The following is an 11,316-nucleotide window of genomic DNA, read 5'->3' on the forward strand; positions in this document are numbered from 1 at the left end:
GGTGTCTCCCTGGCCGGGTTACTTGACGAACGGATTGGCGAACAGCAGCAGCAGCGCCACCACCAGGCAGTAGATCGCCATGGTCTCGATCATGGCGAGGCCGACGAACAGCGTGCGTGACAGGGTGCCCTCGGCTTCCGGCTGCCGAGCAATCGCATCCATGGCGGCGGCGACGGCGCGCCCCTCGGCGAGGGCGGGACCGATGGCGCCGAACGAAACGGCAAGGGCAGCGGCCAGGATACTGGCGATCTGGACGTATTCCATCAGGATTTCTCTTCGTCTTGGCTGTTGGATGAGGCGCCTTCGGAAACGGCGGCGGCGATGAACACCGTGGCGAGCACGGCAAAGATATAGGCTTGGATGGCACCGGTCAGCAGGTCCAGTGCCATCAGCGGGATCGGCACCAGCAGGCCGGCGAGCGACAGGATGATGCCGATCACGAAAACCCCGCTCATGATGTTGCCGAACAGGCGGACCATCAGCGAGAAATTGCGCGTGATCTGTTCCACAAGGTTGAGCGGGATCATGAACCAGGATGGCCGGGCGAAGGTTTTCAGGTAACCCGCCGGCCCGTTGGCGCGGATGCCGAACACGATGGTCGCCAGGAAGACCAGCAGCGCCAGCGCGGCGTCGGTTTCGAGGTAGGCCGTTGGCGGTTCGACACCCGGCACGACGGACGACCAGTTGGCGACCAGGATGAACAGGAACAGCATGCCGATCAGCCCGCGATAGGGGGCCGGATCGGCCTGGGTCGTCGCCCGGATCTGCCCGTCGACCGTATCGACGAAGAGTTCGGCTACCGCCTGCGCCGTGCCGGGGTCCCGCGTCAGCCGCCGTTTCAGCCACAGCGCCAGCACGGTCAGCAGCACCATGATCGCCCAGGTCGTCACCACGGTCGTGGTCACCGTCACCGGGCCGATCATGAAGGCGACAGGGGCGGAAAAGGGCGATTCGGTCATCCGCGTGCGCGCTCCCGCGCCAGCACCCGGTTGCGCGCCAGCACGATTCCGGCGGTTGCCGCGATCAGCGCGTGGGCGCCGGCCAGCATGGTCAGTCCCAGGAAGGCGACGAGCAGCGCCATGCGCCCCAGTTGCAGCGGAACGGCCTGCCAGTCGCCGCGCACCAGCCGGTCCGCAACACTGCCCAGGAGGCGGAAATGCAGCAGCCCGGCCAGGTAGCCGGCCGCGAACCCTGCCAGGCCGGCCAGGAACCAGAGTGGCGAGAACAGGGGCAGGTGAAGCGAGAGGTCCGTCATTTCTGTTCCTTCATCCAGCGCATGGCGAGCCAGAGGCCGATGGACGCGCCGATGGCGGTCAGCGCGCCGGTCAGGAGCATGCCCGTCCCAAGGTGCCGGTCAAGCCACCGCCCGGCCAGCATGCAGCCGAGCAGGGGCAGCACGATGATCCAGCCCAGCACGCCGACCTGGCCCAGGCGGCTGCCCAGCGATGGCTCCGGATGGCGCCGGCGCAGGTCTTCCCGGCCCGCGGCCTTGCGGGCTTCCTCGTCCAGCCGGTCCTGTTCGCTGTCCTGCTCCATCATCCGGCAAGCTCGTCCAGAAGCCGTTCCATGTCGGCATCGCCCTGGCCGCTGAGACGGCGCATGATCTGGCGGATGGCCTTGGCATGAAGCCGGGCTTCGCCGATGCGCGCTCGCGCGGCGGCCTCCTCGGTGTCGCTGCGCTCCTGCGCGATGACCGCTTCCAGCGAGGCGAGATCGTCCCCGAGGACGCCTTCGCGGCAGGCGACGCGAATGTCGCGGCCCTCTGAAACGGTCAGAACGCCGCCGCGCAGGGCACAGTAGGAAACGGTGCCGCGGCCGTCGCGCCAGCGCGCCACGCAGGCGCCGAGCACGGTCAGGAAGTCGGCGTGGCCCGGCTGGATGCCGAAATCGCCGCTGGCATCGGCGGCACGGAAGGAGACGACCCGGTCGGAGCGGAACACCACGTCCAGCGGCGTCGTGATGACGAGGGACAGCGCGGTCGGCCTCATGCGATCCTGGCCTCCGTCTTGCCGGCAGCGGGCTTCTCCTTGCGCTGGCCCTCACGCTCGCGTGCCTCGTCCATCGTGCCGATCATGTAGAGCGAGCTTTCGTCCCAGTCGTCGCATTCCCCCGCGAGGATGGCCTCGCAGCCGGAAATCGTGTCTTCCACCGGCACCGAACGCCCCTCCATGCCGGTGAAAGCGGCGGCAACGAAGAAGGGCTGGGTAAGAAAGCGCTGCAGCTTGCGGGCGCGCGACACCAGCAGGCGTTCGTCCGCACCGAGTTCCTCGACGCCGAGCAGGGCGATGACGTCGCGCAGTTCCTGGTATTCCTCGATGGTCTCGCGCACCCGGGTCGCCACCCGGGCATGGCGCTCGCCCACCACCAGCGGATCGAGCACCACCGAGGTCGTCGCGATCGGGTCGATGGCCGGGTAGAACCCTTCCGATGCAAGCTGGCGCGACAGCACCACCATGCTGTCGACATGGCCGCTGATCGCGGTGACGGCGGGATCGGTGAAATCGTCGGCGGGAACGTAGACTGCCTCGACGGCGGTCACCGCCGCTCCGCCCAGCGAGGCGATGCGCTCCTGCAGTTCCGCCACTTCCGTTTCCAGCGTCGGCTGGTAGCCCACGCGCGACGGCTTGCGGCCCAGCAGGCCGGAAACTTCCGAGCCGGCCTGGATGAAGCGGAAGACATTGTCCATCAGGAGCAGGACATTGCGCGCCTTCTCGTCGCGGAAATACTCGGCGATGGCCATGGCCGTCAGCGGCACGCGCCAGCGCGCACCCGGCGGCTCGTTCATCTGGCCATAGACGAGAACCGTTCGTTCCAGCACGCCGGATTCCCGCATTTCGTTGTACATTTCATGGCCTTCGCGGCAGCGTTCGCCGACGCCCGCGAAAACCGAGACGCCGGAATAGCTCGAAACCATGGCGTGGATCAGTTCCATCACCAGGACCGTCTTGCCCACGCCGGCGCCGCCGAACATGGCTGCCTTGCCGCCCTGAACGATGGGCGCCAGCAGGTCGATGACCTTGATGCCGGTGTTGAAGAGATCCATCGACGCGGTGCGCCGCGCGATCGGGGGCGCCGGCCGATGGATCGGATAACGGGTTGTATCGGCGATAGGGGCGCCCTTGTCGATCGGCTGTCCCGTCACGTCGATCAGCCGTCCAAGCACGCTGTCGCCCACAGGCGTGGTGATCGGCGCGCCGGTCATTGTCACTGCCGCGCCGCGGCCAAGCCCCTGGGTCGACTGGATGGCGATGGCCCTGACCGTCGAGGGATCGAGGTGCGACTGCACCTCCGCCAGGATGCTCGCGCTGCCAAGATTGATGCGCACGGCCTCGTGGATGGCGGGCAGGGCGCCTGTCACCGCGATGTCCACCACGGGCCCGCGCACCGCGTTGACCTGGCCGCGCGCCGGTTGTGCGGCCGAAGCATCGGCCATGGCTGTCAGCCTTTCTTTCGAAGGTCCGCGAAATGCTTGTCGAGATAGCCGACCCAATGGTCGAAATCCTGTTCGAGCGCGTGGACGTCCCGCTCGACCTCGCCGGCAATGGCGTCCCAGGTCGATCCTTCACCCTCGGGGAGCTTCGCCTCGACCGTCTTCGCCTTGGCATCCAGCGCGCTGGCCTTCTCCGCGTGCTCCGCCGGCAGCGATCCGCCGTGGCCGTAGAGCCCCTGCGTCTCGGCCAGACGATCCTTGATTGCCGCCAGCCGCTTGATGATTTCGTTGAGGGTCGATTGCGCAGTCATGTCATCCGCTCCCGTGCCAGGTTGCCGTCGGTTGCCCCGGTGTTCGCCATCGGCGCTTGCAGCCGGACCATCATCGAACAGGATGCCCCTGTCCTTGACCACAATCAATGTCGCCGCGGGCACGATCCGTTCCTATTGGTTGCCGGCGGGATCGGGCGTACGCTTCCGTTGCGGCGAAATTGCGCGCATCCGGAGGGCAAGCGATGCAGATTTCATTCCACGGGGCTGCCGGCGAGGTCACCGGTTCCTGCCACCTGATCGAATGCAACGGAAAGAACATTCTCGTCGATTGCGGCATGTTCCAGGGCGCCCGCGAGGCAGAGGAGGAAAACGCCGGCGAATTCGGCTTCGATCCCGGCGCCGTCGACTATCTTCTCCTGACCCATGCCCACCTCGATCATTGCGGCCGCATCCCGCTGCTGCGCAAGCGCGGCTTCGACGGCGAGATCATCACCACCGGGCCGACCCGCGAGCTCGCCCGCCTCGTCCTGCTTGATTCCGCGCAGATCCACGAGGAAGACTTCCGCCGCCGCCAGCACCATCACCACGGTGGCCGCCGCCACCGCCATGACGAGCCGCTTTATGATCTCATGGATGCCAACGCGTCCTTCGAGTGCTTCGGCCGCACCGCGACCTATGGCGAGCCGATGACGGTGGCGCCCGGCATCACGGCCACCTTCAACGATGCCGGCCACATCCTCGGCTCGGCCTGGATCCGGCTCGACCTGCTGGAGGCCGGCGAGCACCGCAGCATTGTCTTTTCCGGCGATCTCGGCAGTTCCGGGCGCCCCCTGCTGCGCGATCCCGTCCACCCCCAGCATGCCGACGTCCTGGTGACCGAGACCACCTACGGCGACCGCAACCACAAGGACCTCGGCGCCTCGCTCGACGAGTTCTATGCCGCCATCGCCGAGACCCACGACAAGGGCGGCAATGCCGTCATCCCGACCTTCGCCCTCGATCGCGCCCAGGAACTGCTCTACTTCCTGCGCGAAGGCGAGCGCACCGGCCGTATTCCGTCGGGCCTGTCGGTGTTCATGGATTCGCCCATGGCGATCACCGCGACGCAGATCTATCGACGCCATCCGGATTTCTACCGCGCCGAGGTGCGCAGCATCTTCGACCGCGGCCATGATCCCTTCTGCCCGTCCGGCCTCGTCATGGTGCGCGAAGTGGCCGAATCCGTTGCGCTCAATTCGGTTCGCGGCGCCATCATCCTGGCCGGCTCCGGCATGTGCACCGGTGGGCGCATCCGCCATCACCTCGTCCACAACATCGCCCGCAGCGATTCCAGCATCATCTTCGTCGGCTATGCCGCCGAGCACACGCTGGCGCGCCACATCGTCGACGGCGACGAGATGGTGGAGATTTTCGGCGACAACTACCCGGTTCGCGCGCGCATTCACACGATCAACGGGTTTTCGGCCCACGCCGACCGTGGCGAACTGCTGTCCTGGCAGCGCGAGGCCCATGCTGCCACGACCTATCTCGTCCATGGCGAGGAGAAGTCCATGCACGCCATGGCAAAGGCGTTGAAGGACACCGAAATTCACATGCCGCGCAAGCACCAGATGTTCATGCTGTAGGCGCCGGCATCCGCCTCACATCATGGCGGCCACGGGGCCGGCGAACAGGCCGCTGACGTCGATGGCATTGGAACCGTGGCGCACCGTGTTGCAACTGACTATCCCGGCGGCCCCGGCCTTCCGGATGGCGTCTTCCGCCCCGTCGGCGAATATGCCGTGCACGCCGATGCACCAGGGCTCGGCAAAGCCGGCCGCGCGCAGGCCCTTGATGGCGCGGACCATGGACTGGCCGCTGGAGATGATGTCGTCGACCAGCACCGGCACCCGGCCGGCGTGGGCGCTCATGTCCGGAAAGGCGATGTCGACGTCGAGATCGCCGTGGCGGGTCTTCGACAGGACGACATGCGGCGCGCCGGCAGCCTCGGCGATAGCGCCGGCCCACTGCGCGCTTTCGCTGTCCGGCCCCACGATCAGCGGCACCGAAACCTTGTCACGGATCCACGCGCCCATGGGCGCGGCGCAGTGGACCACGTGCGTCGGGATGGAATAGATCGTGCCGAGGTCATGGATACGGTGCAGGTGCGGGTCGGCGGTCACCAGCCAGTCGACCGCGGACCCGAGCAGTGTCGGGAAATAGCGCGCCGTCACCGCTTCCCCGTCATGAAAGCGGCGATCCTGGCGCATGTAGGAGAGGTAAGGCGCGACGAGCCCGACGCGTGACGCGCCGAGATCGCGGGCGGTCGCGGCGCAGAAGGCGAGCGGCAGGAACTTGCCGTCCGGCCGGTCGAGCGTGGCGACGAGGGCGATGCTGGCGCCTGCCAGGTCGGCCTGGAAACGCAGGTTGGTCTCGCCGTCGGGGAACCGGTGCCAGGACACCGGCGCGATGGCGCAGCCGGTCTCCTCGGCCAGTCTTTCCGCGAAGCCCTCGTTTCCGGGCAGGGCGACGAGCAGGCGGGTCATGCGCCGATCCTCATGATGGGGCCGTGGCTGGAAACGAAGTCCATGGCATAGCCCAGTTCGCCCTTTGCGTCGGCATGAAGCGTGAAGAGCGGCTGGCCGGCTTCCACGCTTTCACCGGTCTTCACGTGCAGTTCCAGCCCCGCGGCCTTGACCTCCGGCGCCCCGGCGAAACGAGCGGTCTTGGCCAGTTTCCGGTTGTCGATGGACAGCACCCGGCCACCGGTCTGCGCAAGAACCGGCTCCCGGAACCGGGCGGCCGGCGGTTCGCGCATGCCCCCCTGGGCGGCGCAGATGGCCTGGAACTTGGCCCAGGCGCGTCCGCTCGAGAGCGTCTCCTGCGCCATCGCGAGGCCGCTGCCCTCCGCGGCCTTGCCAGCCAGTTCGATCAGGGCGCCGGCGAGCGTAAGGGCCCGAAGGCGCAGGTCCTGCGGCGCATCCGTCTCGTTCTGCAGGACCGAAAGGACGTCGTGCGCTTCCAGCGCCGGGCCGATGCCGCGGCCCACCGGCTGGCTTCCGTCGCTGGTCAGTACGCGCATGTGCAGGCCGAAGCGGTGGGCCACCTCGCTCATGGCGTTGGAAAGCGCGGTCGCTTCCGCCTGACTGCGGATCTTGGCCGTTTCGCCTACGGGAATGTCGATGACGAGATGGGTGGAGCCGGCCGCGATCTTCTTCGACAGCACGGAGGCGATGAGCTGTCCCTGGCTGTCGAGGTCCAGCGCCCGTTCGACGCGGATCATCAGGTCGTCCGCCGGGCTGAGATCGACCGATCCGCCCCAGATGACGCAGCCGCCTTCCTGTTCGACCACCTTGCGCATCTGCGCCACGGAAAGGTCGACCGGCGCCAGTGTTTCCATCGTGTCCGCAGTGCCGGCAGGCGAGGTGATCGCCCGCGACGAGGTTTTCGGGATCACGAGCCCGCAGGCGGCCGTGATCGCGACCACGATCGGCGTCGTCCGGTTGCCGGGCAGGCCGCCGACGCAATGCTTGTCGGCGATCGTCGGCCACGGCCATGTCACTTTCTCGCCCGTGTCGACCATGGCCGCGGTCAGCGCCGCAATCTCGTCGGTGTCGAGCGGCAGCGCCGAGCAGGCGGTGATGAAGGACGACAGCTGGATGTCGGAATAGCGTCCGCCCACGATGTCGGTCAGGATGGCCATGACGTCGGCCGGCTGGAACCGCCGGCCGAAGATCTTGGCCCGGACGTGGCCCATGGAATCGACCGGCGAGGAATAGCCGACCACGACGGGATCGCCGTCGCCGGCGCCAAGCCGCGTCCACGCCTTTTCCGAAAGACCCGCTTCGCCGGGCGCCAGCAGGTCGCCCGATACCAGGTTGAGCGTGGCCGTGATGGTCCGCCCGTCCGCGGTCACGTCAAGCCGTGTATGGGCCGTGAAGCCTTCGGCCCGGCAGACGGGGCAGTCGCGGCGCATGTAGACGACCGAATCGCTCGCCGTATCGATACCGAGACGCCTGAGCGTCAGCCTGTTGTCCATGTCCGGCCCCAATCGTTCACGCAGGCAAGGGCTGTCAGCGTGCGACCGTTTCAGGACCGGGTCAAGCATTCCCGGCCGGCTGCGACAAGGTACCGGCCGGGCATCGTGTCGGCAGGGATCAGCCGAGCACCGCCTTCACCACGTCGGCGGTCTTGCCCACCACTTCGTCGGCCTCGGCGCGGCTCAGGCAGAGCGGCGGCGCGAAGCCCAGGATGTCGCCCTGCGGCATGGCCCGCCCGATCACGCCCCGCTCCAGCAGCGCGGCCGAGACGGCAGGGCCGATCTTGCGCGCGGAGTCGAAATACCGCCGCTCGTCCTTGCCCTCGATGAACTCGACGGCGCACATCATGCCTTCGCCGCGCACGTCGCCGACATGGGCATGGCCACCGATGGCGTCCTTCATGGCGGCATTGAAATAGGCGCCGGTTTCCCCGGCATTGCTGACCAGGTTCAGGCTGTCGATCAGCTTGAGATTGGCCACGCCGGCCGCCGCCCCGATCGGGTGCGCCGAATAGGTCCAGCCATGGCCGATCGGGCCGTTCTCGTCCGTGCCCTTTTCCAGCACGGCCCAGACCTTGTCCGAAACGATGGACCCCGACAAGGGCGCGTAGGCCGAGGTCAATCCCTTGGCGATGGTGATGATGTCGGGCCGGATGCCGTAGTGGGTCGAGCCGAACATCGTGCCGAGCCGCCCGAAGCCGGTCACGACCTCGTCGGCGATGAGCAGGATGTCATGCTTGTCCAGAACGGCCTGGATCGCCTCCCAGTAGCCGGCCGGTGGCGGTACGATGCCGCCGGTCCCGAGCAGCGGTTCGCCGATGAAGGCGGCGATCGTGTCGGCGCCCTCGCGCTCGATCAGCGCCTCCAGTTCGGCGGCGCAATGGGCGGAGAAGGCCTCCTCGCTCATCGTCAGGTCGGCGCGGCGGTAGTAATAGGGTGCCTCGGTGTGCAGCACCTGCGCCAGTGGCAGGTCGAACTTCTTGTGGAACAGCTCGAGCCCGGTCAGCGAACCGGTCATCAGTCCGGAGCCGTGATAGCCGCGCCAGCGCGAGATGATCTTCTTCTTCCCGGGCCGGCCAAGGATGTTGTTGTAGTACCAGACCAGCTTGATGTTGGTCTCGTTGGCATCCGAGCCGCCAAGCCCGAAATAGACCTTGGACATGTTGTCCGGCGCGCGCTCGACGACCATCTTGGCCAGCGTGATGGACGCCTCCGTGCCGTGGCCGACATAGGCATGGTAATAGGCCAGTTCCTTCGCCTGGGCGGCAATCGCCTCGGCGATCTCGGACCGTCCGTAGCCGACGTTGACGCAGTAGAGGCCGGCAAAGGCGTCGAGCAGCCGGTTGCCGTCGCGGTCCTCGATGTGCACGCCCGAACCGCCGGTCACGATGCGGTTGGGGCTTTCGCCGCGCGCATGCTGGGCAAGATGGGTGGAGGGGTGGAAGAAGTTGTCCCGGTCCCACTGGTCGAGCTGGTCGTTCTTCAGCATTGTCTTTTCCTTCCAGTTGCTGTCATGCCCAGTCGCGGCAGACATATTTGACGTCCATGAAGGCGGCCATGCCGAGGCGGGCGCCTTCGCGCCCCACGCCGGACTGTTTCATGCCGCCGAACGGAATGGGCGCGCCGGTCACCTTGGTCCGGTTTACCGCCACCATGCCGTATTGCAAGGCGCGGCTGGCCCGGTAGATGCGCCGCGGATCGCTCGTGTGCAGGTAGGCGATCAGCCCGTATTCGCTGTCGTTGGCCCGGCCGAAGGCCTCCTCCTCGGTGTCGAAGGCGGCGATCGCGGCCACCGGCCCGAAGGTCTCCTCGGTCATGATCAGGGCGTCGGCGGGCACGTCCGCCAGCACGGTCGGCTCGAAGAAGAGAGGCCCGGCGGCATGGCGTTTTCCGCCGCACAGCAGCCGCGCGCCACGCTCCAGGGCATCGGCCACCTGTTCTTCCTGCTTGGCCACGGCCTTCTCGTTCATCAGCGGCCCGATATCGGGATCCTCCATGCCGGGACCGACCGACAGTCCGGCCGTCCGGCCGGCGAGCCGGGCGCAGAAATCCTCGTAGGCGCTGCGCTCGACGAGAAACCGGTTGGCGCCGAGGCAATCCTGGCCCGACGTCGCGAATTTCGCCTTCATCGCCTCGCCGACCGCGTGATCCATGTCCGCGTCGCCGAACAGCAGGAAGGGTGCATGCCCGCCGAGTTCCATCACGATCCGCTTCACCGTGTCGGCCGACTGCCGGTACAGCAGCTTGCCGATCGCGGTGGACCCGGTGAACGACAGCGCGCGCACGCGCCGGTCGGCCGTCCAGACCGGGACGATATCGGTGGCATGACCGGTCACGACATTGAACACGCCGGGCGGAAAGCCGGCCCGCTCGGCCAGTTCAGCCAGCGCCGTGGCGCTCAGCGGCGTCTCGTGGGACGGATGGATCAGCACCGGGCACCCGGCCGCGAGTGCGGCGGCGGCCTTGCGCACGATCATCGCGTTGGGGAAATTCCACGGCGTGATAAGCGCGGCGACCCCGACGGGTTCCATCCAGACCTCCACCTCCGCGTCGGGCAGGTGCGACGTGACGCTTTCGATGTTCGGCCGCTTGGCCTCCTCGGAATAGAATTCCGCGAAGGAGGCGCCGTAATCGATCTCGCCGCGCGCTTCCGACAGCGGCTTCCCCTGTTCCAGGGTCATGACGGTGGCGAGGTCCTCGCGATGCGCGCGCATCAGGTCGAACCAGCGTTTCAGATAGGCCGCGCGGTCCTGCGGCAGCAGTCCCGACCAGCCGGCAAAGGCATCGTGCGCGGCATCGACAGCGGCCTGCGCCTCGGCCTGACCCATCGCCGCGACGCGGGCAAGGGCCGCCCCGCTGGCCGGATCTGTCACCGCGATGGTGGCGCCATCGGCCGACGAGACCCAGGCCCCGCCGACATAGGCGAAGGTGCGAAGGATCTTGGGATCGTTCAACGGGACGGGCCAATGGCCCTTGTCGTTGCCTGTCATGATGCGCCTCGCTGTGCTGGATGCCGAAGGACATCGCCAGCATAGGGGCGAAGGCGGACAGGTTTTTGCCGCAGTGATGCGCGCTGGCAGTGGTTCTTGCTGAATTCGGGGTCCGTCTCAGCGTTTTTCGCTGCGGGGCGGCGAGGGCAGCGCCGGCGGGGCATTCTTCACCGCCTTGGTGACGATGTAGCCGAAGTAGCGCTCGATCCCGACGCCGGCGTCCAGCAGCCGGTCCATCAGACGCTGGTAGGCGTCCACGTCGGCCACCACGACTTTCATCAGGTAATCGATGCCGCCACCCGTGGCCACGCATTCCGCGATCTCCGGCAGTTCGATGACGGCGGCCTCGAAACGGCGGAAGTCGGCGGCCTGGTGGTTGGCGAGCGTCACTTCCACGTGCACCTCCGTCACCGGCCCCAGCCGGCGCAGGTCCACCAGCGCGCGGTAACCGGTGATGTAGCCGGCCTTTTCCAGCTTCTTCAGCCGTTCCACGCAGGGACTCGGCGACAGGTTCACCGTTTCGGCCAGCGCCACCTTGGTCATGCGCCCGTTGGCCTGCAGCGCGGCGAGGATGGCGAGGTCGTAGGCGTCCAGCTTGCTCATGCG

The 11,316-nt window shown here is 67.4% G+C and carries 13 protein-coding genes; 1 reads left to right on the top strand and 12 read right to left on the bottom strand.

Annotated elements, in window-relative coordinates; translation table 11 throughout:
• Positions 1-18 precede the first annotated feature (18 nt).
• From CSC94_RS10535 to CSC94_RS10565, 7 genes are read right to left on the bottom strand one after another with little or no spacing between them, the layout of a single operon-like run.
• Positions 19-264, bottom strand: coding sequence for a F0F1 ATP synthase subunit C (locus tag CSC94_RS10535; protein ID WP_165784399.1), 246 nt, complete (start codon positions 262-264; stop codon positions 19-21).
• Positions 264-959, bottom strand: coding sequence for a F0F1 ATP synthase subunit A (locus CSC94_RS10540; RefSeq protein ID WP_099306306.1), 696 nt, complete (start codon positions 957-959; stop codon positions 264-266). The genes CSC94_RS10535 and CSC94_RS10540 overlap by 1 nt, the downstream gene beginning before the upstream one ends.
• The gene (locus CSC94_RS10545; RefSeq protein WP_099306307.1) at positions 956-1,255 is read right to left on the bottom strand and encodes an N-ATPase subunit AtpR; all 300 of its coding nucleotides are present in this window, start codon (positions 1,253-1,255) and stop codon (positions 956-958) included. Before CSC94_RS10545 ends, CSC94_RS10540 begins: the two co-directional genes overlap by 4 nt.
• Positions 1,252-1,539, bottom strand: coding sequence for an AtpZ/AtpI family protein (locus CSC94_RS10550; RefSeq protein WP_099306308.1), 288 nt, complete (start codon positions 1,537-1,539; stop codon positions 1,252-1,254). The genes CSC94_RS10545 and CSC94_RS10550 overlap by 4 nt, the downstream gene beginning before the upstream one ends.
• A complete protein-coding gene (locus CSC94_RS10555) occupies positions 1,536-1,988 on the bottom strand; it encodes a F0F1 ATP synthase subunit epsilon (RefSeq protein ID WP_099306309.1) in 453 nt (150 codons plus the stop codon). The genes CSC94_RS10550 and CSC94_RS10555 overlap by 4 nt, the downstream gene beginning before the upstream one ends.
• Positions 1,985-3,433: a F0F1 ATP synthase subunit beta gene (atpD, locus tag CSC94_RS10560; RefSeq protein ID WP_099306310.1), complete on the bottom strand. Its 1,449-nt coding sequence runs from the start codon at positions 3,431-3,433 to the stop codon at positions 1,985-1,987. The genes CSC94_RS10555 and atpD overlap by 4 nt, the downstream gene beginning before the upstream one ends.
• A gap of 5 nt (positions 3,434-3,438) precedes the next feature.
• Entirely contained in the window at positions 3,439-3,741 is a 303-nt protein-coding gene (locus tag CSC94_RS10565) for a hypothetical protein (protein ID WP_133122870.1), read from the bottom strand.
• A gap of 203 nt (positions 3,742-3,944) precedes the next feature.
• On the opposite strand from CSC94_RS10565, the gene CSC94_RS10570 reads away from it, so the two are divergent.
• Entirely contained in the window at positions 3,945-5,327 is a 1,383-nt protein-coding gene (locus CSC94_RS10570) for an MBL fold metallo-hydrolase (RefSeq protein WP_099306312.1), read from the top strand.
• A gap of 15 nt (positions 5,328-5,342) precedes the next feature.
• Here CSC94_RS10570 and CSC94_RS10575 read toward each other — a convergent pair whose 3' ends face one another.
• From CSC94_RS10575 to CSC94_RS10595, 5 genes are all read right to left on the bottom strand, one after another.
• Positions 5,343-6,227, bottom strand: a complete 885-nt coding sequence (locus CSC94_RS10575; protein ID WP_099306313.1) for a ribose-phosphate pyrophosphokinase — start codon at positions 6,225-6,227, stop codon at positions 5,343-5,345.
• A complete protein-coding gene (locus CSC94_RS10580) occupies positions 6,224-7,720 on the bottom strand; it encodes a thymidine phosphorylase family protein (RefSeq protein ID WP_099306314.1) in 1,497 nt (498 codons plus the stop codon). Before CSC94_RS10580 ends, CSC94_RS10575 begins: the two co-directional genes overlap by 4 nt.
• A 118-nt stretch (positions 7,721-7,838) precedes the next feature.
• Complete coding sequence (locus tag CSC94_RS10585; RefSeq protein WP_099306315.1) at positions 7,839-9,209, bottom strand: aspartate aminotransferase family protein; 1,371 nt, start codon at positions 9,207-9,209, stop codon at positions 7,839-7,841.
• A gap of 22 nt (positions 9,210-9,231) precedes the next feature.
• Entirely contained in the window at positions 9,232-10,710 is a 1,479-nt protein-coding gene (locus CSC94_RS10590) for an NAD-dependent succinate-semialdehyde dehydrogenase (RefSeq protein WP_099306316.1), read from the bottom strand.
• 117 nt (positions 10,711-10,827) lie between these two features.
• Complete coding sequence (locus CSC94_RS10595) at positions 10,828-11,313, bottom strand: Lrp/AsnC family transcriptional regulator (RefSeq protein ID WP_099306317.1); 486 nt, start codon at positions 11,311-11,313, stop codon at positions 10,828-10,830.
• Between the last annotated feature and the right edge of the window lie 3 nt (positions 11,314-11,316).

The organism is Zhengella mangrovi, from assembly GCF_002727065.1.
Lineage (GTDB): Bacteria > Pseudomonadota > Alphaproteobacteria > Rhizobiales > Rhizobiaceae > Zhengella > Zhengella mangrovi.

Coding starts and splice junctions, on each gene's coding strand:
- CSC94_RS10535 (WP_165784399.1), bottom strand. CDS start 264: ATGGAATACGTCCAGATCGCCAGTATCCTGGCCGCTGCCCTTGCCGTT.
- CSC94_RS10540 (WP_099306306.1), bottom strand. CDS start 959: ATGACCGAATCGCCCTTTTCCGCCCCTGTCGCCTTCATGATCGGCCCG.
- CSC94_RS10545 (WP_099306307.1), bottom strand. CDS start 1,255: ATGACGGACCTCTCGCTTCACCTGCCCCTGTTCTCGCCACTCTGGTTC.
- CSC94_RS10550 (WP_099306308.1), bottom strand. CDS start 1,539: ATGATGGAGCAGGACAGCGAACAGGACCGGCTGGACGAGGAAGCCCGC.
- CSC94_RS10555 (WP_099306309.1), bottom strand. CDS start 1,988: ATGAGGCCGACCGCGCTGTCCCTCGTCATCACGACGCCGCTGGACGTG.
- atpD (WP_099306310.1), bottom strand. CDS start 3,433: ATGGCCGATGCTTCGGCCGCACAACCGGCGCGCGGCCAGGTCAACGCG.
- CSC94_RS10565 (WP_133122870.1), bottom strand. CDS start 3,741: ATGACTGCGCAATCGACCCTCAACGAAATCATCAAGCGGCTGGCGGCA.
- CSC94_RS10570 (WP_099306312.1), top strand. CDS start 3,945: ATGCAGATTTCATTCCACGGGGCTGCCGGCGAGGTCACCGGTTCCTGC.
- CSC94_RS10575 (WP_099306313.1), bottom strand. CDS start 6,227: ATGACCCGCCTGCTCGTCGCCCTGCCCGGAAACGAGGGCTTCGCGGAA.
- CSC94_RS10580 (WP_099306314.1), bottom strand. CDS start 7,720: ATGGACAACAGGCTGACGCTCAGGCGTCTCGGTATCGATACGGCGAGC.
- CSC94_RS10585 (WP_099306315.1), bottom strand. CDS start 9,209: ATGCTGAAGAACGACCAGCTCGACCAGTGGGACCGGGACAACTTCTTC.
- CSC94_RS10590 (WP_099306316.1), bottom strand. CDS start 10,710: ATGACAGGCAACGACAAGGGCCATTGGCCCGTCCCGTTGAACGATCCC.
- CSC94_RS10595 (WP_099306317.1), bottom strand. CDS start 11,313: ATGAGCAAGCTGGACGCCTACGACCTCGCCATCCTCGCCGCGCTGCAG.